The sequence below is a fragment of the Burkholderia semiarida genome, assembly GCF_029268935.1.
Taxonomy (GTDB): Bacteria; Pseudomonadota; Gammaproteobacteria; order Burkholderiales; family Burkholderiaceae; genus Burkholderia; species Burkholderia semiarida.
Genome location: NZ_JAHLCL010000008.1, coordinates 1,319,750 through 1,341,437, shown reverse-complemented (window position 1 = coordinate 1,341,437; position 21,688 = coordinate 1,319,750). Strand labels below are relative to the sequence as shown.

The window sequence follows — 21,688 nt, the reverse complement described above, 5'->3', positions numbered from 1 at the left end:
TGCGTGCAGAGTACGCGCGGCGCCCGTGCGGCTGTGTGTACACCTGTTCACTTCAAAAAAGAGTACAGTTTCGGCCATTCATCCCGTGCGGATCGCAACTGTGTTGCTGAAGGGAAGTTGAAAGGGAGGCGCGTGAAGCGTTACGAACAACTGGCCGACGATCTCCAGGCGCAGATCGAGCGGGGCGTGTACCGGCCCGGCGAGCGGATTCCGTCGGTGCGGCACGCGAGCCGGCAGCAGCAGCTCAGCGTCACGACCGTGCTGCGCGCGTACCTCGTGCTGGAAAGCCGCGGCCTGATCGAGAGCCGGCCGCAGTCGGGCTATTTCGTACGGGCGCGCACGGCGGCGCCGGCCGAGGCCGAGCTGCATGTTTCCGCGCCGGCCGCCGAGCCGTCGGCCGTGGACGTGAGCCGGCTCGTGCTGTCGACGCTGCGCTCGATCGCGCGCGACGACGCGGTGCCGCTCGGCTCGCCGTACCCCGACGCGTCGCAATTTCCGGTGCAGCGCCTCGCGCGCTATGCGCAGGCGATCGGGCGGCGCCGCACGCGCTGGGGCGTGATCGACGATCTGCCGCCGGGCAACCAGGAACTGATTCGCCAGATCGCGCGGCGCTATGCGGAGCGCGGGGTCGCGGTCGAGCCGGGCGAGATCGTGATGACGATCGGCGCGACCGAGGCGATCAACCTGTGCCTGCAGGCGGTCGCGAAGCCGGGCGACACGATCGCGGTGGAGTCGCCGACGTTCTACGCGATGCTGCACGCGATCGAGCGGATGGGCATGCGCGCGCTGGAAGTCGCGACGCACCCGGGCGACGGCATCGATCTCGACGCGCTGGAGCGGGTCCTCGCGCGCGAGCGCATCGCCGCATGCATGGTGATGCCCAATTTCCAGAATCCGCTCGGCTTCCAGATGCCCGATGCGCGCAAGCGCGCGCTCGTCGAGCTGCTCGCGAAGCACGACGTGCCGGCGATCGAGAGCGACGTCTATCACGAGCTGCACTTCGGCGACACGGCGCCGAGCGCGCTGAAGTCGTTCGATCGCGACGGGCTCGTGCTGCATTGCGCGTCGTTCACGAAGAGCCTGTCGCCGCGCTACCGGATCGGCTGGGCGATGCCGGGCCGTTACCGCGACCAGGTCGAGAAGCTGAAATTCCTGAACACGCTCGCGACGCCCGCGATCGAGCAGCTCGCGATCGCCGAGTACCTGAAACACGACGGCTACGATTTTCATCTACGGCGCATGCGCAAGCAGTATGCGCAGCAGGCAAGCCTGATGAGCGCGATGGTGCGGCGTTTCTTCCCCGAAGGCACGCGGCTGTCGCAGCCGCAGGGCGGGTACGTGCTGTGGGTCGAGCTGCCGCCGCGGGTCGATGCAATGAAGCTGTACACGCTCGCGCTCGCGCAGCGGATCACGGTCGGGCCCGGGCACATGTTCTCGGCCGGCACCGATTACCGGCACTTCATCCGGCTCAACTACAGCTACCCGTGGTCGCGGCAGATCGAGGACGCGCTGAAGGTGCTGGGGCGGCTCGCGTCGGAGTGCGCGGCGCGCTGAGCGTTGCCGCGCGGCGGCCGGCCGCCGCGGCCGGTATCAGGCCGCGCGCCGCGTGTGCGGCCCGGCTTGCGCGGCGTCGACCATCTGCCGCATGTCGAAGCCCGACGGATGCTGATACACGCGCAGCCCGAACTCGGGCAGCACCGCGATCAGGTGGTCGAACAGGTCGGCCTGGATGGTCTCGTAGTCGACCCATGTCGTCGTATCGGTGAAGCAGTACAGCTCGAGCGGGATGCCTTCGGCCGTGAGCGGCAACTGTCGCGCCATGTTCATCATGTCGCGGCGGATGCGCGGATGGCCCTTCAGGTAGTTCGCGACGTATGCGCGGAACGTGCCGAGATTCGTCAGCTGGCGGCGGTTCGCCGGGCACTCGCCGGCCGCGCCGAGCGTGCCGTTCCATTGCTCGATCGCATCGACCTTGTCCGCCAGATAGTCCTTCAGCAGCGTCAGGCGTTCGAGCCGTTCGATCTCGTCGTTCGTGAGAAAGCGCACGCTCGTCGCATCGACGAACAACGCGCGCTTGATGCGGCGACCGCCCGCTTCGGTCATCCCGCGCCAGTTCTGGTAGCTCTCGGTGATCAGTTTCCAGGTCGGCACCGTGATGATCGTGTGATCGAAGTTCGCGACCTTGACGGTGTTCAGCGTGATGTCGATGACCGTGCCGTCCGCGCCGGCCGACGGCATCGTGATCCAGTCGCCGATCCGCAGCATGTCGTTCGACGACAGTTGCACGCCGGCGACGAGGCCGAGCAGCGTGTCCTTGAAGATCAGCATCAGCACCGCGGACATCGCGCCGATGCCGGACAGCAGCAGGCCGATCTGCTTGCCGGTCGCGTCGCCGATCACGACGAGCGCGGCCGTGATGAACATCACGAGCTTGACGAGCTGCATCGCGCCTTTCAGCGACAGCCGCGGCTGGTCGCGTCGGGACGTGCGGTGCGTATGTTCGAGTGCGGACAGCGTCGCGCTGATGGTCATCGTCACGAGGAACACGATCAACGCGAACAGCACCTTGTCGACGACCTGCACGACGAAGCCGGGAACGCCGGGCACCGCGCCGAGCCCGAGCTTGATCACGACGAACGGGACGATGCGGTTCAACCATTTGAAGGCACCGAATTCGAACAGCGCGTCGTCGACGCGCGTGGCGGACAGCCGCGCGAGCCGCGCGACCACGCGAAACAGCAGGAAATGGACGACGGCGGTGATTGCACCGGCGGCGGCGAGCAGGACGACGATGCCGACGAGCGGCGTCAACCAGGATTCGTTCAGGGGCATAGGGGCAGGCTGGGTCCTTCTTGTGCGTTGAATCGGCGCCGCGACGCGGCGCGCGCCCGGTGAAGGGCATATGAAAGGGACCGTGATTGTGCCATCGGGTTCCGGATGCGTATCGCAAATACATGTCGAGCGGCTCCCGTATCGGCTCACCATTGCACAGGTATCCTCTGCATCGACGTGAAGGAAGAGGCAATCCGCATCACCGCACGCTGACGTGCGAGCCGCTTGCCCGGCATGGCGGACGCAGGAGGGCGATCGGCTGGACGTCATGACGCAGGCCTTCGCGCGTCGATGCGCTCGATGGGCGATCCATGCAATCATGCGAACGTCGCAGGCGCTGCCGGCATGCCGTTCGCATTGGCGCGCAGTCCGTCCGGCGACGGTGAGCGACAGGCAACACCGTCGCGCACCCGTTCGTGGCTCCCGTCACTTCGACCTGACGCATTTCACGCATGCAAGATTCCAACGAAAGCCGTCCGTCGCGCGTGCGGCTGCTGAAAGGCATCCTCCCGGTCCGTCGCGGGGGCGCCATCCGCGACATCTTCGCGGGCATGTCGCTCGCGTCGATGGACATCCCGCAGGTGCTCGGCTACGCGCGCATCGCCGGCATGCCGGCCGTCACGGGGCTCTATACGGTGTTCCTGCCGCTCGTTGCGTTCGCGTGCTTCGGCGCGTCGCGCCATCTCGTGGTCGCCGCCGATTCCGCGACCGCGACGATTTTCGCGAGCCGGCTGTCGTCGATGGCGCCGGCCGGCAGCGCCGACTATGCGGCGCTGGCCGGCATGGTCGCGTTGCTGACCGCCGCGATGCTGCTGCTCGCGCGCATCTTCAAGCTCGGCTTCCTCGCCGATTTCCTGTCGCGCACGGTCCTGGTCGGCTTCCTCGCCGGCGTCGGCGTGCAGGTGTCGATCGCGATGCTCGGCGACATGCTCGGCCTGTCCGTGCCGTACCCGGCGTCGCGCAGCCTCGCGCAACTCCACTACGTCGTCACGCACCTCGTTCACGCGCACCGGCCGACGCTCGCGCTCGCGGCGCTCGTCGTCGCTGCGATTCTCGCGTGCAAGCGGTTCCTGCCGCGCGTGCCGATGCCGATGATCGCGGTCGCCGGCAGCATCGCCGCGAGCGCCGCGTTCGGCTTCGCCGCGCACGGCATCGCGGTGCTCGGGCCCGTGGCGGGCGGGCTGCCGCCGCTGCGCTGGCCGTCCGTCACATGGCAACAGTGCCTCGATCTCGTGCCGGTCGCCGCTTCGTGCTTCGTGATGATCATCGCGCAGAGCGCGGCCGCCGCGCGCGCGTTCGCGCAGCAGTATGGCGAGGCCGTCGACACCAATGCCGACATCCTCGGGCTCGCGGCCGCGAACGCGGCGGCGGCGCTCGGCGGTGCGTTCGTCGTCAACGGCAGCCCGACGCAGACGGCGATGGCCGACGGCGCGGGCGTGCGCAGCCAGATCGGGCATCTCGCGTTCGCCGCGGTCGTCGCCGTCGTGCTGCTGTTCTTCAGCCCGACGCTGCAGTACCTGCCGCACGCGGTGCTGGCGGGCATCGTCTTTACGATCGCGCTCGGGCTGATCAACGTGCGCAGCCTCGAGGCGATCCGCCAGGAAAGTCCCGGCGAATTCACGCTCGCGCTGATCACGGCCGCGGCCGTCGTGACGGTCGGCGTCGAGCAGGGCATCCTGCTGGCCGTCGCGTTGTCGCTGATGCGGCACGTGCGTCACAGCTACCAGCCGCACACGATGGTGCTCGAACCCGTCGCCGGCAACGGGCGGTGGCAGCCGGTGCCCGCACGGCGCGGCGCGATGACGGCGCCCGGGCTGATCGTCTACCGGTTCGGCTCCGACCTGTTCTTCGCGAACGATCACTTGTTCGCTGCCGAAGTGACCGCGCTCGTCGACGCGGCGCCGGTGCCGCCGCGCTGGTTCGTCGTCGATGCGGGCGCGATCACCGATATCGACTATTCGGCCGCGCGGACCTTGATCGATCTCGTCCGGGCGCTGCATGCGCGCGGCGTCGGCGTGCTGTTCGGGCGCGTGAGCCGCTATCTGCGCGCTGACATGGATCGTCACGGGATCACCGACGTGGTCGGCGCGTCGTGCATCTTTGCCACGCTGCATCAGGCGCTGGAGGCGGCGGGCACGACGCCCGCGTCGCAGGAGCCGGGCACGGTGTAGGGCCTGCGCAAGCCTGTCATTGGCATGGACAGGCCCTGGCGCCGCGGCGCTACGCGAGCGCGCGCAGGCGTGCGAAACCGTTGCGCAGGCAGCGGGCCAGTTCCGTCGCGGCCGGTGTGTGCTGGCCGCGCGGCACGTGCAGGTTGATCGAGAAATTCGGCAGGGCGGGCAGGCCGCTGCCGGCCGGCAGGATGTCGAGATCGGGCGGCACGGTGGACGCGAGCCAGACGGTCACGGCCAGATCGGCGCGCACGGTCGCGGCCGTGGCATCGAAGCTGCCGTTCTCGAACACGGTGCGCCACGGGCGATCGCAGCCGCGCAGTGCATCGAGCACCGTCGGGCGGAATGCGCAGGTCTGCGCGACCATCGATACCGGCAGCGGCGAGTGCCGGTGCGCGGTGCCGCCTTTCGCGCCGACCCACACCAGCCGGTCGACGGCGATGCACTCGCCGCGCGACGATCCGACCGGCGCCTCGATCAGCGCGACGTCGAGGTCACCGTGCGTGAGCCCGCGCCGCAGCTCCGGCGATGCCGCGCACACGAGCGTGAGCGCGACCTGCGGATGCGCGTGGGCATAGCTTCTCAGGATCGGCGCGAGACAGGTGCCGACCAGGTCCTGCGGCGCACCGAGACGCACCGCGCCTTCCACCGCACCGGCGCTCAGGTCGGCGAGCAGCGCATCGTGGACGGCGAGCAGCCGGCGCGCCTGTTCGAGCAGCCGCTCGCCGGCGGCCGTCAGCAGCAGATTGCGATGCTCGCGGACGAACAGCGGGCCCGACAGCATTTCGAGCCGCGCGACCTGCTGGCTGATCGCGCCCTGCGTCAGGTGCAGCGCGTGGCCGGCCGCCGTCATGCTGCGATGATCGGCCACCGAGACGAATGCGCGCAGCAGCGCGAGGTCGAGATTGCGTGCCATGCGTCGCATTATGAATGCTAATGCAAGGCATAAAAAGCTTTCGCTGTCGTAATGGAGGAATCGCAGGTAAAAACGAGGCTTCAGCAACGACGACCGGGAGCCTTCGTGCCGCTTCACGACTATCTGCCGCTGGTGCTGTTCGTGATCGTGTCCACCGTGACGCCGGGCGGCGCGACGACGCTCGCGACCGCATCGGGCGCCCATTTCGGCTATCGGCGTTCGCTGCCGCTGATGGCGGGCATCGCCGCGGGCCTCGCGTCGATGGCGGCGGCGGCCGCCGCCGGGCTCGGCAGTGTGCTGCTCGCGCTGCCCGCGTTGCAGCTCGCGATGAGGGCGGCCGGTTCGGCGTACCTGATGTGGCTCGCCGTGCGCATCGGACGTGGCGGCAAGCCGCGGCTCGATGTCGACGTGCACCGGCCGCAGGGGTTCGTCAGCGGCGTGTGGATGCTGTGGCACAACCCGAAAGGCTGGGCGATGACGCTCGGCGCGGCCGCGTCGTTCGCGGCGCTCGCGTCGGGGCCGGCGCGGCTCGGCGTGCTGCTCGGCTTTGCATTCGGCGTGGCCGCGATGGCGTCGCTGTCGCTGTGGTGTTTCGCCGGGCTGCTGTTCGCGCGCGTGTTGCGCACGGAGCGGCAGTGGCGTTGCCTGAATGCGGGGCTCGGCGTGCTGCTCGCGGCGTCGATCGTGCCGATGTGGCTGCCGTAGCGGAAGGCCGCGCACGCGGCGCGGCCCGTGTTCAGCGCGAACCGGCCGGTGCGTTGCCGGCCCGTCGGTCGCCGGCGCCTGCACCGGCCGAGCGCAACGGCAGCCGCAGCGTCGTCACGAAGCTCGCCGCGTGCAGCGCGCACAGCAGGCCGAACGCCCACGCATACGCGACGCCCTGCGTGCCGCCCGCCGCGACCGATTCGGCCTGCAGCCGCCACGCGAGAAACAGCGTGCATAGCGTCGTGAACGTCGGGCCGCCGAGCCGCTGCACGATATTGAGCGACGTGGTTGCCATCGGCAGGTTGCGGCGCTCGACCGACGCATACGCGGCGGCGATCGACGGTGCGCCGATCGCACTCTGGCCCATGCCGCGCAGAAACAGCGCCGGTACGAGCACGAGCGGATCGTAGCCGGTCAGCGCGAGGAACACGAACGGCAGCGTGGCGGCGAGTGCGAGCAAGGCACCGCCGGCGGCGAGCCGGCGTACGCCGAACCGGCTCGTCAGCGCGCCCATCGACGGATAGGTGACGAGCATGCCGAGCCCGAGCGGCGCGAGCAGCCAGCCCATCTCGCCCGGCGAGCGCCCACACGCCTGGATCAGGAATACGGGGATCAGCATCTGGCCTGCATACAGCGCACCGTTCGACAGGAACTGCGTGCCGGCCGCCGCCCCGAACACGCGCGAGCGAAACAGCGCGAGATCGATCAGCGCACGCTCGCCCCGGCGGCGCTCGAAGCGCACGAACGCGACGAGCAAGAGCGCCGAGCCTGCGACCGCCGCGATGCCGCTCATCGCGCCGATCCGCTCGACGCCGTACAGGAACAACACGAGGCCCGGCGACAGCAACGCGAGGCCGATCCAGTCGAGTTCGCGCCGCGGCGCATCGTCCCGGTCGCCGGGCAGGAACCGTACCGCCAGCGCGAGCGCGAGCGCGCCGACGGGCAGGTTCACCAGAAACAGCCAGCGCCACGACGTGTGTTGCAGGATCGCGCCGGCCACGACCGGGCCGAGGATCGGCGCGAGCAGCACCGGCACCGCCGCGTAGCCGATCACGCGCGCCATCTGCTGGCCGGCGACGCGCGCGATCATCATCTGCGCCATCGGCGCGAGCAAGCCGCCGCTGACGCCTTGCAGCACGCGAAACGCGATCAGCGACGGCGCGGACCACGCGAGCCCGCACAGCGCCGACGTCAGCGTGAACGCCGAGAAGCACCACAGGTACAGCGCCTTCACGCCGATGCGATCGACGAGCCAGCCGCTCAGCGGCAGCACCAGCGTCAGCGCGAGCAGGTAGCTGCTCGTCACCCACTGGATCGTCGACAGGCTCGCATGCAGGTCGGTCGCGAGGCTCGACAGCGACACGTTGACGATCGTCGCATCGAGTTGCGACAGCAGCGAACCGAGCGTCGCGACCGCGCTGACTTTCCAGATCGACGGATCGAGCCGGCCGGACGCATGGCCCGGCGCCGGCTGGATGCGTGGGGCGCTCACGCGCCGCGCCGGTCGAGCAGCGCGACGATGTCCTGCGTCGTGCCCGTCTCGCCGAGGCGCGGGAACAGCCGCTCGACGCTGTTGACGTGCGCGTCGGCATTGAGGTCGGTCATCGCGTCGACGGCGAGCGTCACGTGATAGCCGAGTTCGTGCGCCTGCCGCGCGGTCGATTCGACGCCGATGCTCGTCGCGACGCCGGCCAGCACGATCTGCGTGACGCCGGCTGCCTTCAGATGCGCGTCGAGACCGGTGCCGGTGAAGGCGCCCCAGGTGTGCTTCGTCACCACGTGGTCGCCTGGCTGGCGGTTCAGTTCGGGTACGAGTTCGGTCCAGTCGGCGGGAAGTTGCGCCGTGCGCGGCGGTTGCTCGGTGCGGCCCGGCGCGCCGCCCGCGACGTTGACCAGTACGACCGGCAGGCCACGGCTGCGGAATGCGTCGAGCAGTTCGCGGGCGTGCGCGATCACCGGTGCGACCGGATGCGCGGTGGGGAGGGCGACGATGCCTTTCTGCAGGTCGATGACGACCAGCGCCGTGTTCGTGTCGAGACGGGTTGCGCTCATGATGGGGCTCCGGGGAAAGGGCGAAGAAAGCCGGGCGCGCGCCTGCCGAGCGGCGCACCGGCCGGGTTCATTGCTCACCGATGCGGCGGATCAGCGGGATGGCCGCCGCGAGCGTGTCGATGTCTTGCGGATCGAGTTGTTCGATCGCCGCGCCGAGCCACCTGTGTTTCGCGGCATTGCGCTTGCGCCGCGCGTCGAGGCCGGCCGCGGTGAGTTTGAACAGGATCTGGCGGCCGTCGGTCGGATGCGGTTCGCGCTCGACGAGCGCGTCTTCCTCGAGGCTCGCGAGGATCGCCTTCATCGACTGCGGCTTCATCGCTTCGGCGCGCGCGAGATCGGCGGTCGTCATCGGCCCGTGCCGATCGAGCCGCGCGAGCGCGCTCGTCTGCGACATGCCGAGCCCTGCGGAATCGACCTCGGAGCGCAGCCGGCGGATGAGCTGGCCGACCGCGAGGGTAAGGTCGGCGGCGACGGTTTCGGCGGAAACGCCGGGTTTGCGTGGCGGGTTCATGCGGCGAATCTTAGAACACGACAGCTAAACTTGCAAGTTTAGCTGTCGAATTGATCGCCGGCCGGCGGCACCGGCAGCACGCGATTACATGCGCCGATGCACGACCCGTACGACTTCGCTGTATCGCGGGGTCGCGTTTTCGTGCAGCAGATCGCCGAGGTACTGGCCGAGTTCGTCCGCGGCGAGCGCGGATGGAATCTGCAGATTGGCCGGGCGCCGTTTGCCTTCGGCGCCGAGATCGAATACGGCCCAGCGGCCGTCCGTGCGCACGACGGCGAGCAGCCGGCCGAATGCGTTGAAGCGGTATTCGTGCTGCATGGCGTCGCTCCCGTGGCGTGAACGCGCCGGCTGCCCGTACGCGTTTACTGGATCGAACAGGACAGCCAGCGATGGATCCTGATTGCGTCGCTCGAAACGCCGGCACGCGTCGGTGCGCCGAGCAGCACGACCGTTTCGCGGCGGCCTTTCACGCGCATGCGCATCACGACCCCGTGCCCCGATTCGTTGATGAAGCCGGTTTTCTGCAGCCGGATCGGCAGGCGGCGGTAGCGCACGAGCGGGTCGGAATTCACGTACACGAGTTCGCCGTCGCCGGGGCGCACGGTGGTCGACAGATCGGTCGAGAAATAGCGGATCAGCGGATCCCGCGCGGCCGCGCCGACGAGCCGCGCGAGGTCTTCCGCCGTCGACACGTTGTGCGGCGACAGGCCGGTCGGCTCGCGGAAGTGCGTATGCCGCATGCCGAGCTGGCGCGCTTTCCGGTTCATCGCCTTGACGAACGCCGCGCGCCCGCCCGGGTAGTCGCGGCTCAGCGCGGCGGCCGCGCGGTTCTCCGACGACATCAGCGCGATATGGAACATCTCGCGGCGCGACAGTTCCGAGCCGACCTGCAGGCGCGAACCGGTGAACTTGATCGTGTCGCGGTCGCGTGCGGTCACGCGCAGCACGCCGTTCAGCGGCCGATCGGCGTCGCGCGCGACGACCGCCGTCATCAGTTTCGAGATCGACGCGATCGGCCGCACGGTGCGTGCGTTGCGCGCCAGCAGCGGCGTGCCGGAATCGACGTCGAGCACGTAGGCCGCGCGGGAATGCAGCGTCCCGACCGCGCGCGGGGTGTAGCCGCAGCTGGCGAGCAATGTCGGTTTCGCGGCCGGGCGCGGCCGCACGGCGGTCGTGCGTTTCGCGCGCCGCTGCTGCGGCGCGGGTGCCGCGTGGCGTTTGGCCGCCTGATGCGTCACGCGCGAGCGGCGATGCTTGACGGCCTTTTTCTTGCGATGGGGTTGCTTCTTGACGACCTTCGTGTGTGCATGCGGCTGCGCATGGGCGGTGCGATGCGGCTGCACGCGCTGCGCGGACGCATTCGTGGCGAATGCGAGCAGCAGGAACGACAGGGCGAGGATCAGGGTGATCCGGGCGCGAGGCACGCGCGCGATGAGGCCGGTCAAGCGAAAGTCTCCTTTTCACGCGCGATGCGGCTGCGCGGATGCATGGGCGGTCGGCGGGTGCGGGAAATTATACGGTCGATCGCGGAGCGATGACGATTCGATGACGCGCAATGACGCGCGATACGGGAGGATTCCGATCGTTTTCGAATTGTCGGGCAGCGATGCGCGTGGGACAGAACGCGAACAGAAGGCGAGCAGATGTGCGGGTCAGCGCGGCCAGTTTCGCCGCGATACGACCGCGAAACTGACCGCGATCGAACCCGTCACCGCGCGCGGCGGCGTGTCGTCCAGCGCATCGCCGAAGCGAAAGCGGCGGCTGCGCCCGTCGGTGCGTTCGGTACGACGTTTCGGTGCGCGCGTATCGGCGGTGACGACGCATGCGTTTGCGTCCGCGACATCGCATGGTGGCTCGGCTACGCAGTCGGCAGCTTGATCGACGGACATGAAAGTGGGTTCCGGGAAGGGCATGTCCGTATTGAACGCCATTGCGTTCGATCGGTAAAATGAATATTTCAATCGTTATGATTCCACGAAAGAATGGAACTGAAACTGCTGCGCACGTTCCTGACGGTCACCGAGCTGTGCCATTTCAGCCGTGCGGCCGATGCACTGCACATGAGCCAGCCCGCGCTCAGCAAGCAGATCGGCGCACTCGAGGCGAGCCTCGGCGGCAAGCTGTTCGAGCGCGGCCGGCATGGCGCGGAACTCACGCCGTTCGGCGAACGGTTCCTGCCCGACGCGCAGGCGCTCGTGCGCGATGCCGACGAAATCCTGGCGCGTGCGCGGGAAGCGACGAGCGGGCAGCGCGGACATTTGCGGCTCGGCATCTGCCTGTCGGTGCTGACGCTCGTGCCGAAACTGATCGCCGAGTTCCGTCGCTGCAATCCGGGTATCGCGGTGACGCTGAGCGACCTGTCGTCGTCCGAACAGACGCGCCGGCTGCGCGCCGGCAAGCTCGACGCCGGTTTCCTGCGCCTGCCTTCCGACGAAGGCTTGTCGTCGTTCAAGGTGACCGACGAAGCGCTCGCGCTCGCGGTGCCGCCGCATCTCGGCTTCAAGCGCGTGCCGGCCAACCTCGACGTGCTCAATGAAATCGGCTTCATCGCGCTGCAGCGTGCGCGCGGCCCGGGGCTGGCCGCGCAGATCGACCGGTGGTGCGTCGAGCGCCGCTTCGTGCCGCACGTGATGCAGCAGGCGGAAGACGTGCAGTCGGTGCTGACGTCTGTCGCGGCCGGCGTCGGCGTCGCGTTCATCCCGTCCAGTGCGCGGTATCTTTTGCGCGACGCGACGGTGCTGCCGCTCGACGGCCGGGACGCGAAGTGGCGCGTGGGGCTCGCATGGCGGTCCGAGCGCGACGATCCCGTCACCGCGCGTTTCGTGTCGTTCATGCGCGCGGCGCTCAAGGGCGCGTGACGCGGCGTATAGTGTCCGCGATCGTTTTCTCCATGCATGCCGGCCCGACGCCGGCCGACGAACCCGAACCGATGACTTCAGAATCCGACGAATCCCCGCTCGATCCCGCCCTCGTTGCCACGCTGGCGACGTTGAACGAAGCCGCGAGCGATCCGGCCGGCAAGACCTGGTCGTTGCCGAAGATCGCGAAGCGCACGCAACTGCCGATGAGCACGCTGCGCCGTGTACTGACGCAGCTCGACGCCGCGGGCCTGAGCGCGACGACGTTGAACGAGGACGGTACCGGCAGCGCGGCGCTGACCGACGAAGGGCGCGCGGTGTGCGTGCAACTGTTCGGCGCGAACGACGCCCAATGAATGAAAAACGGGCCGCTGAGGCGGCCCGTTCGTCACCGAACGACGGCAGGTCCGGTCGTGTGGCCCGCGCGGGTAGTGCACGGGCCGGCACGTCGTCATCGGCGCGCCATCAGAACCACTGCTTGTAGCGGCGCACGTAGATCGTCTTGACGATCTGCGCGAGCACGATGTAGCCGACCATCGTCGCGGCGAGCCACAGCCAGTAAGTGCCCGGCAGGTGCATGAAGCCGATCGCCTCCGCGAACGGCGAGAACGGCAGCCAGCAGCCGATCGCGATCGCGGTGAAGGTCGACAGCAGCACCGGCAGCGACGCCGTGCTTTGCAGGAACGGGATCTTCTGCGTGCGCAGCAGATGCACGACGAGCGTCTGCGACACGAGACTCTCGATGAACCAGCCCGAATTCATCACGATCTGGCCGCCCGAACCGCCGTTCAGGTGATACAGCGCGCCCGCACCGAACACGGTCCACATCAGGACGTACGTCGTGATGTCGAACACCGACGACGTGGGCCCGACCCACAGCATGAAGCGGCCGATGTTGCCGGCTTCCCACTTGCGCGGCTTCTTCAGGAACTCGGGGTCCATCCTGTCCCACGGCAGCAGCATCTGCGACGTGTCGTAGATCAGGTTCAGCACGAGCAGTTGCGTCGCGAGCATCGGCTCCCACGGCAGGAACGCGCTGGCGACGAGCACCGAGAATACGTTGCCGAAGTTCGAGCTGGCCGTCATGTTCAGGTACTTCAGGATGTTGCCGAACGTCTCGCGGCCCTTGATCACGCCTTCCTCCAGCACCATCAGGCTCTTTTCGAGCAGGATGATGTCGGCGGTTTCCTTTGCGATGTCGGCGCCGCTGTCGACCGAGATGCCGACGTCCGCGTCGCGCAGCGCGGGCGCATCGTTGATCCCGTCGCCGAGGAAGCCGACCGTGTGGCCGTTCGCCTGCAGCGCCTTGACGATGCGCGCCTTCTGCAGCGGCGTGAGCTTCGCGAACACGGTCGTGCGTTCGACCGCCTGCGCGAGCGTCGCATCGTCGAGCGCGTCGATTTCCGTACCGAGCATCGGCTTGCCCGGCGCGAGGCCGACCTGGCGGCACACCTTCATCGTGACGGTCGCGTTGTCGCCCGTCAGCACCTTCACCGCGACGCCGTTCTCGCGCAGCGCGGCGAGCGCCGGCGCGGCCGATTCCTTCGGCGGATCGAGGAAGGTCAGGAAGCCGCGCACGACGAGATCACGTTCGTCGGCGGTGCGGTATTGCGCGCGTTCGTCGCCGCGCGGGATCGTGCGCGTCGCGAGCACGAGCACGCGGAAGCCGTCCTCGTTGTACGCGGTGGCTTGTTCGAGCAATCGCTTGCGGGCCACGAAGTCGAGCGGGCGCACGCCGTCTTCGTCCTGCACGTGCGTGGAGACCGCCAGCATTTCCTCGACCGCGCCCTTGCAGATCAGCAGGTGCGTGCCGTGCGTATCCTCGACGACGACCGACAGGCGGCGCCGCACGAAATCGAACGGCAGTTCGTCGATCTTCTTGTAACCCTGCGGCTTCACGCGTTCGCCGATCTCGTCGGCGCGCGCGACGACCGCGATGTCGATCAGGTTCTTCTGGCCGCTCTGGTGGAAGCTGTTCAGCCAGCCGAGCCGCAGGATGTCCTCGTTCTTGTGACCGGACAGGTCGAGGTGGTGTTCGAGGATGATCTTGTCCTGCGTGAGCGTGCCGGTCTTGTCGGTACAGAGTACGTCCATCGCGCCGAAGTTCTGCACCGAGTTCAGCCGCTTGACGACGACCTTGCGGCGCGCCATCGCGACCGCGCCGCGCGCCAGGTTCGCGCTGACGATCATCGGCAGCATCTCGGGCGTGAGGCCCACGGCCACCGCGAGCGCGAACGTGAGGGCACTCAGCCAGTCGCCCTTGGTCAGGCCGTTGATCATGAACACGATCGGCACCATCACGAACATGAACTTGATCAGCAGCCAGCTCACGCTCGCCACCCCGCGGTCGAAGCTCGTCTCGATGCGCTTGTGGCTCACGACGTTGCGCGCGAGCGAGCCGAAGTACGTGTCCTCGCCGGTCGCGACGACGACGGCCGTCGCCGTGCCGCTGACGACGTTGGTGCCCATGAAGCAGACGTTCTCGAGATCGAGCAGCGACGCCGGTGCGTCGTTGGCCGCGCCGGCCGCGGGCGCGCCCGCGGATTTGCCGGCCACCGCGCCGAGCGTGTCGTACTTCTCGACCGGCAGCGCCTCGCCGGTCAGCACGGCCTGACTGATGAACAGGTCGCGCGACGCGAGCAGGCGCACGTCGGCGGGGATCATGTCGCCGGCGGACAGATGCACGATGTCGCCGACGACGACCTCGCGCATCGGCACTTCGCGGCGTGACGGCTCGGCCGTGTCGGTCACCGCGCGCTGCACGGTGGCCGTCGTACGGACCATCGCCTTGAGCTTCTCGGCCGCGCGCAGCGAACGGAATTCCTGCACGAAGCGCAGCAGCGCGCTGATCGTGACCATCGTCAGCAGGATCGTCATGCCGACGTAATCGCGATCGTCGGGCGCCGCGAAGTAGACGTCGGTAAAGAAGCTGATGGCGGCCAGCACCAGCAGCACGTAGACGAACGGGTTGTGGAACGAGAGCAGCAACTGGCGGCTCCAGTGCGGCGGCTTGTCGTGCGCGATTTCGTTCGGGCCGTCATGCTGCAGGCGGTCGGCGGCCTGATCGTAGGTGAGGCCGCGCGTGCTGGTGCGCAGCGACTTCAGCGTGTCTTCGAGCGGGCGGGCCGCTTCCCGCGCGGCGCGCATGATGCGCGGTTCGTTCTGCTGGCCGGCGCCGGCCTTGATGAAGCCGCGCTGTTTGTTGTGCGAGGTGTTGTGTCGTGTCGTCATGAGTCGCTCCTTGCGCACGAGGCGGCGGGCGGGGAGCGGCCGTGACGTTATCGACGCACGAACGCTCCCCGCCGCGTCGCGTCAGGCGCGATCGGCTGTGGATCGGTAAAGGCGGGAACGCTCGCCGGCGCGCGAGAGGCGCACAGCGTGTCGATGCGCGGCGTCGCACCGGCGAGCGGTAATCGACTACTGTCGTCTGAGTTCATCTGCACTCCTGTCGGTTGCGAATGGTCGGCACGGGCGATCGGCAGCGGCGCGCGCAACGAGGCGCGCGGCCGGACGGCACGCGAACGGAGGGCGCACGCGGCTGGCGTCGCGCGCGGCACGAACGCACACGCGCGACGGCGCGTCGCGTGCATTCGACAACATCGAAAATTCGGCGGGAGATCGGGCCGGTAGTCAGGCCGGAAGGGCGCCGCATCCTGCTTCCCGGGATGCGGCAGAAGACGAGGCTCTGCGCGTTTTCCTCAGGCAGCAGTCAAGTTGGTCATGCACCAACTACAACTCGCATCGGTGTTCACAGAACACTCCATGTAACTAGACGGGGGCGATGGTAATGGCTCGCCGTGCGAAGCGTCAACCCTTTTGTCGGGCGTTATTTCGAGATGCTTGATCGCGTGGGTGCATGTTCGCGGTCGCGCCCGACAACCCGCAATGAAACAGCCGCGCGCACACCTTGTCGGCATGCGCGCGGCCGCGTCGAACGAGATGCCGGTTACTGGTTCGCGGTCGCGACGGCGGCCGCTGCATCGAGGATGCCCGAGCCTGCCGGCATCGCGGTGCACGACGTGCCGGCCGAGAGCTTCGCCGCTGCAGCTTCTGCATGATCTGCGCGGGCGTGAGGTTGCCGTTCACCGACAGCATCAGCGCGGCAACTCCCGTCACCTGCGGCGTCGCGAGGCTGGTGCCGGTCGCGGGGCCATAGGTGTCCGAGCCCGGCGTCGTCGTGCCGGCGTTCGACGTCGACAGGATGTTGACGCCCGGTGCGCTCAGCGCGACGTCGGCGCCGAAGTTGCTGAACGATGCGCGTCGGCCCGTCGCGTCGGTCGCGCCGACGGTGATCACGCCGCGGCAGTTCGCGGGCTGGTCGAGCCCGGTCGACAGGCCGTCGTTGCCGGCCGCGACGATCACGGTCACGCCTTTCGCGGTCACGTCGTCGATCGCCCGCTGGAACGTCGTGCTGCACGCGCCGACCCCGCCGAGGCTCAGGTTGATGATCTTCGCCGGGCGCGGGTTCGTCGGTACGCCGGACACCGGAATGCCGGCTGCCCAGCGCATGCCGTCGGCGATGTCGCTCGTCACGCCGCCGCACTTGCCGAGTACGCGCACCGGCAGGATCTGGCCGAGCCACGACACGCCGGCGACGCCGGTGCCGTTGTTGGCGGTCGCGCCGATCACGCCCATCACGCGCGTGCCGTGCCAGCTGCTGTTGCTCGGCTGGCTCGCGCAGTGATAGAACGGGCCGTTGACGTCGTCGAGTTCCTGCTGCGTGACCCAGTCGCCCGGATCGGTTGCGTCCGGGCCGCGCCTCGAGCCGTTGTTGCTGGTGTTGATGTTGCTGATGAAGTTGTAGCCTTGCTGTATCAGATTGCCGACGAGGTCGCCGTGCGGCCGGTAGCCGGTATCGAGCACGGCCGTGACGACGGTCGGCGAACCCTTGGTCACGTTCCATGCGGGCGGCAGGTTGATGCCGGCGGTCGGATCGGACAGGTACCACTGCTGGTTGTAGAGCGGGTCGCTCGGCGTGTCGCGGATCTGCATCGGGTGATCCGGTTCCGCGTAGTCGACGTCGCTGTCGGCCGCGAACGCCTCTGCGAGCGCGGCGGCATCGGTGGCGGCCATGCGCTGGCCGAGCGACAGCACGGCCGCGCCGTTCGAGATCGTTCGCTCGACCTGAACGTTCACCGGCGTTTGCGCGATGGTGCTCGCGTACGCGCGTGCGCTGCCGGTCACCGGCGCCGTCCAGCGCGTCATCGCGCGCTGGATCACCGCGTCGAGTCTCGAACCGTCGTCGACGGCCGCCATCGCCCGCGTGGCCGTCAGCGTTTTCAGCTTGACGATGAGGTGATCGACCGGCGGCTCGACCGGCGTCGTCTGCGCGGCCATCTGCACGGCGGCCTGCTGCGACGAGCACGCATTGCCGCCGGACGACGCCGGCGGAGTGGTCGGGGCGGGCGCGGGTGCCGGCGTGGGAGCGGGCGTCGGCGCGGGCGCCGGTGCAGGTGACGCGTTGGACGGAGACGGGTCGCTGCCGCCGCCGCCGCCTCCGCCGCAACCGGCGAGGGGCAGAAGCGCGGCGGCGGACAGCATACCGGCGAGCATGCGCGCATGGGCCGAACGGGCCAGCGCGAAATTGAAGCGTTTGGCTTTCATGTTGAAAGTCGATCCTCGTAGATAACCGTCGTGCCGGCGGTGGTGCCCGGTCCGGCGTAAACCGGACCTTGTTCTTGTCGGGCGCACGCAGCGCTGCTGCGACGCGCCATGCATTGGGTAACGGCTGATGAGGCGGCTTCTTGAGTATGTTTTGTGCGAAAAAGGCGCGACACGCAAACGGTTGCGATGCTGTCTTGCAGCATGAACGCGCGTTTGGAACGGGCGACCTGTTCATGGGGTGCAAGATTGCAGGCAGCGGGCCCGGCGAAACGTGCGCCGCAGGCGCTTTTGCGCGTCGCGGAAACGATGCCTCACGGTGAGGCGCGTGACTGAGGGCGCTTGACGCTTTCCCCGATGCGGGGCGAATTTTGTCGGGCGTAGGATCGCGATTCGATCAAGGTTTCGTCAGGAGAAAAGCATGGATCACCGCTTCCGTTGGCTGGCTGTCGCGCTGGCCTGTGCGCTGGCCGGCGCCGCGCACGCGCAGGCCCTTACCGGTACGCTGAAGAAGATCAAGGACACGGGCGTCGTGTCGCTGGGCATTCGCGAGTCGTCGGTGCCGTTCTCGTATTCGGACAACCAGCAGAAGAACATCGGCTACTCGCGGGACATCGCGTCGCGCATCATCGACCAGTTGAAGACGGATCTGAACCGGCCGAACCTCGCGGTGAAGGAAATCCCGATCACGTCGCAGAACCGCATTCCGCTGCTGCAGAACGGGACGATCGACTTCGAATGCGGGTCGACGACGAACACGCTCGAGCGGCAAAAGCAGGCCGCGTTCTCGAACAGCATCTTTCTGTACGGCATTCGCTTCAGCACGCGCGAGGATTCGGGCGTGAAGGACTTCGCGGACCTGGCCGGCAAGACGGTCGCGACGACGGCCGGCACGTCAGACGAGCGCCTGCTGCGCAAGCTGAACGAAGAGAAGGCGATGAACATGACGATCATCAGCGCGAAGGATCACGCCGAAGCGTTCATGAACGTCACGACGGGCCGCGCGGTGGCGTTCGTGATGGACGAGCCGCTGCTGTACGGCGAGATCGCGAAGGACCGCAACCCGGGCGCGTATACGGTCGCGGGCACGCCGCTCGTTCACGAAAACTACGCGTGCATGATGCGCAGGGACGATCCGGCGTTCAAGCGCGTCGTCGACGGCGTGATCGCGAAGATGCAGACCTCGGGCGCGGCCGAGAAGCTCTACGATCAGTGGTTCATGCGGCCGATTCCGCCGAAGGGCGTGAGCCTCAACTATCCGCTGTCGCCGGAGATGAAGCAGCTGTTCAAGAATCCGACGGATCAGGCGCAGTATTGATCCGGCCGTCTCAAAGAAAAACCGCCGGCACGTGCCGGCGGTTCGGGCGCGGCGCGCCGAGTGGCGCGAATCGCGTCAGGCCTTGATTTCCGGGCCGCGTGCGGCCGGTGCGACGGGAGCGGCCGGCGTTGCCGGGGCCGCCGACGGCATCGGCGGCTGCGCCGGGACGATGACGAGCACCGGTTGAGGAGCGGCCCACGCCGGTATCGCGAACCCGACGGGCTGCGGCATCGGCATCGCGAGCGCGTTGGCGAGCGCGATGTGCTGGAGCGCCATCATCTGCTGCTGCATCGCGACCATCTGCGCCTGCGCCGCCTGCATCCGGTACTGCGCGGCCTGCATTTGCCGCAACGCCGCCGCGGACGGCATGCCGCCCGACGACGCCGTCTGCATCTCGAAGCTCGCGCCGCCTTGCGGGCTGTGCCAGCTCCACGTGCTGACCTTCATCGGGCCGACGGCCGTCTGGACGACCCGCGTTTCGGCCTTCACGGGCACGGCCTGTCCGTTGACATTGACGAACATCGGTTGGGCGGCGGCCGCCGCGCCGGCTTGCCCGGCCAGCGCGAACACGGGTACCAGCGCCAGCGCGCCCGCCGCCATATACGAACGGAATCGCATCTTCGTATCTCCATCGAACGAGACTGATCGAATCAACAATGACGTACGGCTCACGGAGTGAGCCATCCGAGACAATGCGGCCGTCGGCTTAAATCAACATTAAAATCGCCGCCCGCCGGCCCGATCGGCGCATGTCGGGACGTGCCGCGATCGGCATTCAACCTCGCCCGCGCCAGGGGGAATCCTGTCGCCCGGTGCAACAACAGGCACAATACGGAATTCGCCACCCCCGCACGCATGTTCGCCACGCGAACATTGACGTCGCGGCACTGCTGCCCGACCTCCTTCCCAGTCATGAACGCCACGCTCACTCCGGCGCGCGAGTCGAATTCGCCGCGCTTCCTGCTGTTCCTGATCTGCCTGTTCGCGTCCGCCGGCCAACTCGCGATCGACATCTACGTGCCCGCGCTGCCCGACATGGCACGTTCGTTCGCGACCACGCCGCAGGCGATCCAGTCGAGCGTGTCCGGCTACATGGCCGCTTACGCGCTCGGCCAGCTGATCTTCGGGCCGATTGCCGATGCGTACGGACGCAAGCGCGTGCTCGCGTTCGGGCTCGTGATCTACACGATCGGCTGCCTGCTGTCGCTCGGCGCGCCGAACCTGGAGACGTTCGTGCTCGCGCGCTGCCTGCAGGGCTTCGGGATCGCGACCACCAACCTGCTGGCGAAGGCGATCATCACCGATTCGTTCTCCGGCCAGGCGTTGATGCATGCGTTCACGTACATGTCGATCGCATGGGGGCTGGCGCCGATCATCGCGCCGGTGATCGGTGCGCACCTGCAGGAATGGCTCGGCTGGCGCGCGTGCCTCGTGTTCCTGCTGGTCTACTCGCTGGCGATGTGGGCGCTGCTGTGGCGCTACCGCGAAACCTTGCCGAAGCCGGTGCATCTCGAGCCGCGCACGCTGATGGCGAACACCGGCAAGGTGCTGGCGAGCCCCGTGTTCCAGAGCTGCTTCCTCGCACAGGGGCTGTGCTACAGCATCCTGCTGGTGTTCAACATCGTCGGGCCGTTCATGGTGCAGACCACGCTGCACAAGCCGCCGACCTTCTTCGGCTACCTCGCGCTCGGCATCGGCCTCATGTATTTCCTCGGCGGCCTGTCGAACCGGATCCACGGCCGCGGGCTGCCGAGCGCCGAGCAGCGGCTGCGCATCGGCGCGCGCGTGATGGCGGGCGCGTCGATCGCGATGCTGGTGCTGGCGCTGAGCGTCGGCCTGCGCGTGTGGACGCTCGCGACGCCGGTGCTCGTGATGGGTTTCTGCGCGGGCGCGATGTATCCGACGCTGATGGCCAAGGGCAATTCGCTGTTTCCGCATATCGCCGGCCTGACGAGCGCGATTCTCGGCTGCGCGCTGCTGCTCGTGTCGTCCGCGATGATGGGCCTGGCCGGTTTCGTGTCGATTCACGTGCTGACGCCGCTTGCGGTGTTCTTCGTCGCGTTGTCGTTCATCGTCGTGTGGATGGTGACGAAGCTGCTGCGCCATCTGTCGCGGCAGCAGGCGGCATCGGTCGTGTGCGGGAGCGGCGAGGCGGCGTAAGCGCCGGCTCGCGACCGACTGATGAACCGGATCCTGCTGAATCGCGTCGCCCGGTCCGATGCCGCCGACCTCATCGCCGCCAACTATGCGAGCCGGAGTCACCATTTGCCGTGGGTCGATTCGTTCATCGACCAGACCGGGTTCGATCAATGGTTCGCCCGCTGCCTGACGGGGCCGAACGTCGGATTGGTCGCGCGCGAGCGGGCGTCGGGCGCGGTGGTCGGCGTGGTGAATCTCAACGAGATCGTCGGCGGGGTGTTTCAGAGCGCTTATCTCGGGTACTACGGGATGGCGAATCTCAGCCGCCAGGGGCTGATGACGGACGCGGTGCGCGCGGCGGTCGACGTCGCGTTCCGCGAACTCGGGCTGCACCGGCTCGAAGCGAATATCCAGCCTGGCAACCATGCATCGATTGCGCTGGTCCGACGGCTCGGGTTCAGGCAAGAGGGGTTTTCGCCGCGCTATCTGCGCATCGGCGGCGAATGGCGCGACCACGAGCGTTGGGCGCTGCTGGCCGACGACGCGCGCGAAGCGAACGCCTGACGGTCGATTCCTGCCCCGTCT

General features: G+C 68.1%; 19 protein-coding genes and 1 pseudogene. 8 read left to right on the top strand and 12 right to left on the bottom strand.

Annotation, left to right across the window (positions count from 1 at the left end; genetic code table 11):
- The first annotated feature begins 132 nt into the window (after positions 1 to 132).
- Positions 133 to 1,554, top strand: coding sequence for an aminotransferase-like domain-containing protein (locus tag KPB06_RS29265; protein WP_059584989.1), 1,422 nt, complete (start codon positions 133 to 135; stop codon positions 1,552 to 1,554).
- A 36-nt stretch (positions 1,555 to 1,590) separates the two neighbouring features.
- Here the strand turns inward: KPB06_RS29265 and KPB06_RS29260 are convergent, their stop codons facing one another.
- The gene (locus KPB06_RS29260) at positions 1,591 to 2,832 is read right to left on the bottom strand and encodes a mechanosensitive ion channel family protein (RefSeq protein WP_059584990.1); all 1,242 of its coding nucleotides are present in this window, start codon (positions 2,830 to 2,832) and stop codon (positions 1,591 to 1,593) included.
- A 452-nt stretch (positions 2,833 to 3,284) separates the two neighbouring features.
- Here KPB06_RS29260 and KPB06_RS29255 point away from each other — a divergent pair, with 452 nt between their 5' ends.
- Positions 3,285 to 5,003: a SulP family inorganic anion transporter gene (locus tag KPB06_RS29255; protein WP_059584991.1), complete on the top strand. Its 1,719-nt coding sequence runs from the start codon at positions 3,285 to 3,287 to the stop codon at positions 5,001 to 5,003.
- A gap of 49 nt (positions 5,004 to 5,052) precedes the next feature.
- Here KPB06_RS29255 and KPB06_RS29250 read toward each other — a convergent pair whose 3' ends face one another.
- Entirely contained in the window at positions 5,053 to 5,928 is an 876-nt protein-coding gene (locus tag KPB06_RS29250; RefSeq protein WP_059584992.1) for a LysR substrate-binding domain-containing protein, read from the bottom strand.
- 42 nt (positions 5,929 to 5,970) lie between these two features.
- Between KPB06_RS29250 and KPB06_RS29245 the strand changes: the two genes are divergently transcribed.
- Positions 5,971 to 6,624, top strand: coding sequence for a LysE family translocator (locus tag KPB06_RS29245; protein WP_180278244.1), 654 nt, complete (start codon positions 5,971 to 5,973; stop codon positions 6,622 to 6,624).
- A 31-nt stretch (positions 6,625 to 6,655) separates the two neighbouring features.
- On the opposite strand, the gene KPB06_RS29240 is transcribed toward KPB06_RS29245, so the two are convergent.
- The 6 genes from KPB06_RS29240 to KPB06_RS29215 form a co-directional block, all read right to left on the bottom strand.
- Complete coding sequence (locus KPB06_RS29240; protein WP_099317553.1) at positions 6,656 to 8,116, bottom strand: DHA2 family efflux MFS transporter permease subunit; 1,461 nt, start codon at positions 8,114 to 8,116, stop codon at positions 6,656 to 6,658.
- Positions 8,113 to 8,676: an isochorismatase family protein gene (locus KPB06_RS29235; protein ID WP_099317552.1), complete on the bottom strand. Its 564-nt coding sequence runs from the start codon at positions 8,674 to 8,676 to the stop codon at positions 8,113 to 8,115. Before KPB06_RS29235 ends, KPB06_RS29240 begins: the two co-directional genes overlap by 4 nt.
- 67 nt (positions 8,677 to 8,743) lie before the next feature.
- The gene (locus KPB06_RS29230; protein ID WP_060968827.1) at positions 8,744 to 9,187 is read right to left on the bottom strand and encodes a MarR family winged helix-turn-helix transcriptional regulator; all 444 of its coding nucleotides are present in this window, start codon (positions 9,185 to 9,187) and stop codon (positions 8,744 to 8,746) included.
- A gap of 84 nt (positions 9,188 to 9,271) precedes the next feature.
- Positions 9,272 to 9,505: a DUF7661 family protein gene (locus tag KPB06_RS29225; protein WP_099317551.1), complete on the bottom strand. Its 234-nt coding sequence runs from the start codon at positions 9,503 to 9,505 to the stop codon at positions 9,272 to 9,274.
- Positions 9,506 to 9,549: 44 nt separating this feature from the next.
- A complete protein-coding gene (locus KPB06_RS29220; RefSeq protein ID WP_099317550.1) occupies positions 9,550 to 10,632 on the bottom strand; it encodes a serine hydrolase in 1,083 nt (360 codons plus the stop codon).
- Positions 10,633 to 10,839: 207 nt separating this feature from the next.
- Positions 10,840 to 11,118 (bottom strand): hypothetical protein, encoded by a 279-nt coding sequence (locus KPB06_RS29215; protein WP_099317549.1) that lies wholly within the window; start codon positions 11,116 to 11,118, stop codon positions 10,840 to 10,842.
- A gap of 51 nt (positions 11,119 to 11,169) precedes the next feature.
- Here KPB06_RS29215 and KPB06_RS29210 point away from each other — a divergent pair, with 51 nt between their 5' ends.
- Together KPB06_RS29210 and KPB06_RS29205 are read left to right on the top strand one after the other, a co-directional pair.
- A complete protein-coding gene (locus KPB06_RS29210) occupies positions 11,170 to 12,045 on the top strand; it encodes a LysR family transcriptional regulator (RefSeq protein WP_059585000.1) in 876 nt (291 codons plus the stop codon).
- Positions 12,046 to 12,116: 71 nt separating this feature from the next.
- Positions 12,117 to 12,401 (top strand): transcriptional regulator, encoded by a 285-nt coding sequence (locus tag KPB06_RS29205; RefSeq protein ID WP_099317916.1) that lies wholly within the window; start codon positions 12,117 to 12,119, stop codon positions 12,399 to 12,401.
- 109 nt (positions 12,402 to 12,510) lie between these two features.
- Here the strand turns inward: KPB06_RS29205 and mgtA are convergent, their stop codons facing one another.
- The 3 genes and pseudogenes from mgtA to KPB06_RS29190 all read right to left on the bottom strand — a co-directional run bounded on the left by mgtA (position 12,511) and on the right by KPB06_RS29190 (position 17,649).
- The gene (gene mgtA, locus KPB06_RS29200) at positions 12,511 to 15,276 is read right to left on the bottom strand and encodes a magnesium-translocating P-type ATPase (RefSeq protein ID WP_099317548.1); all 2,766 of its coding nucleotides are present in this window, start codon (positions 15,274 to 15,276) and stop codon (positions 12,511 to 12,513) included.
- Between the two features lie 47 nt (positions 15,277 to 15,323).
- Complete coding sequence (locus KPB06_RS29195; protein ID WP_180278243.1) at positions 15,324 to 15,482, bottom strand: hypothetical protein; 159 nt, start codon at positions 15,480 to 15,482, stop codon at positions 15,324 to 15,326.
- Between the two features lie 509 nt (positions 15,483 to 15,991).
- Positions 15,992 to 17,649, bottom strand: a pseudogene (locus tag KPB06_RS29190) (S8 family peptidase).
- 418 nt (positions 17,650 to 18,067) lie between these two features.
- Between KPB06_RS29190 and KPB06_RS29185 the strand changes: the two are divergent.
- Complete coding sequence (locus tag KPB06_RS29185; RefSeq protein ID WP_275905793.1) at positions 18,068 to 18,964, top strand: glutamate/aspartate ABC transporter substrate-binding protein; 897 nt, start codon at positions 18,068 to 18,070, stop codon at positions 18,962 to 18,964.
- A gap of 75 nt (positions 18,965 to 19,039) precedes the next feature.
- On the opposite strand, the gene KPB06_RS29180 is transcribed toward KPB06_RS29185, so the two are convergent.
- Positions 19,040 to 19,582, bottom strand: a complete 543-nt coding sequence (locus tag KPB06_RS29180) for a hypothetical protein (RefSeq protein WP_275905794.1) — start codon at positions 19,580 to 19,582, stop codon at positions 19,040 to 19,042.
- Positions 19,583 to 19,876: 294 nt separating this feature from the next.
- On the opposite strand from KPB06_RS29180, the gene KPB06_RS29175 reads away from it, so the two are divergent.
- Together KPB06_RS29175 and KPB06_RS29170 are read left to right on the top strand one after the other, a co-directional pair.
- Positions 19,877 to 21,124 carry a multidrug effflux MFS transporter gene (locus tag KPB06_RS29175; RefSeq protein WP_275905795.1) on the top strand — a complete coding sequence of 416 codons (1,248 nt, stop codon included), beginning with the start codon at positions 19,877 to 19,879 and terminating at the stop codon, positions 21,122 to 21,124.
- A 21-nt stretch (positions 21,125 to 21,145) separates the two neighbouring features.
- Positions 21,146 to 21,667: a GNAT family N-acetyltransferase gene (locus KPB06_RS29170; RefSeq protein ID WP_275905796.1), complete on the top strand. Its 522-nt coding sequence runs from the start codon at positions 21,146 to 21,148 to the stop codon at positions 21,665 to 21,667.
- The last annotated feature ends 21 nt before the right edge of the window (positions 21,668 to 21,688 follow it).

What these genes read in the sequence shown, in the direction of transcription:
- KPB06_RS29215 (WP_099317549.1), bottom strand. Translation starts at nt 11,118, where the DNA reads ATGGCGTTCAATACGGACATGCCCTTCCCGGAACCCACTTTCATGTCC.
- KPB06_RS29250 (WP_059584992.1), bottom strand. Translation starts at nt 5,928, where the DNA reads ATGCGACGCATGGCACGCAATCTCGACCTCGCGCTGCTGCGCGCATTC.
- KPB06_RS29210 (WP_059585000.1), top strand. Translation starts at nt 11,170, where the DNA reads ATGGAACTGAAACTGCTGCGCACGTTCCTGACGGTCACCGAGCTGTGC.
- KPB06_RS29180 (WP_275905794.1), bottom strand. Translation starts at nt 19,582, where the DNA reads ATGCGATTCCGTTCGTATATGGCGGCGGGCGCGCTGGCGCTGGTACCC.
- KPB06_RS29245 (WP_180278244.1), top strand. Translation starts at nt 5,971, where the DNA reads ATGGAGGAATCGCAGGTAAAAACGAGGCTTCAGCAACGACGACCGGGA.
- KPB06_RS29255 (WP_059584991.1), top strand. Translation starts at nt 3,285, where the DNA reads ATGCAAGATTCCAACGAAAGCCGTCCGTCGCGCGTGCGGCTGCTGAAA.
- KPB06_RS29260 (WP_059584990.1), bottom strand. Translation starts at nt 2,832, where the DNA reads ATGCCCCTGAACGAATCCTGGTTGACGCCGCTCGTCGGCATCGTCGTC.
- mgtA (WP_099317548.1), bottom strand. Translation starts at nt 15,276, where the DNA reads ATGACGACACGACACAACACCTCGCACAACAAACAGCGCGGCTTCATC.
- KPB06_RS29235 (WP_099317552.1), bottom strand. Translation starts at nt 8,676, where the DNA reads ATGAGCGCAACCCGTCTCGACACGAACACGGCGCTGGTCGTCATCGAC.
- KPB06_RS29205 (WP_099317916.1), top strand. Translation starts at nt 12,117, where the DNA reads ATGACTTCAGAATCCGACGAATCCCCGCTCGATCCCGCCCTCGTTGCC.
- KPB06_RS29230 (WP_060968827.1), bottom strand. Translation starts at nt 9,187, where the DNA reads ATGAACCCGCCACGCAAACCCGGCGTTTCCGCCGAAACCGTCGCCGCC.
- KPB06_RS29185 (WP_275905793.1), top strand. Translation starts at nt 18,068, where the DNA reads ATGGATCACCGCTTCCGTTGGCTGGCTGTCGCGCTGGCCTGTGCGCTG.
- KPB06_RS29225 (WP_099317551.1), bottom strand. Translation starts at nt 9,505, where the DNA reads ATGCAGCACGAATACCGCTTCAACGCATTCGGCCGGCTGCTCGCCGTC.
- KPB06_RS29195 (WP_180278243.1), bottom strand. Translation starts at nt 15,482, where the DNA reads ATGAACTCAGACGACAGTAGTCGATTACCGCTCGCCGGTGCGACGCCG.
- KPB06_RS29170 (WP_275905796.1), top strand. Translation starts at nt 21,146, where the DNA reads ATGAACCGGATCCTGCTGAATCGCGTCGCCCGGTCCGATGCCGCCGAC.
- KPB06_RS29175 (WP_275905795.1), top strand. Translation starts at nt 19,877, where the DNA reads ATGAACGCCACGCTCACTCCGGCGCGCGAGTCGAATTCGCCGCGCTTC.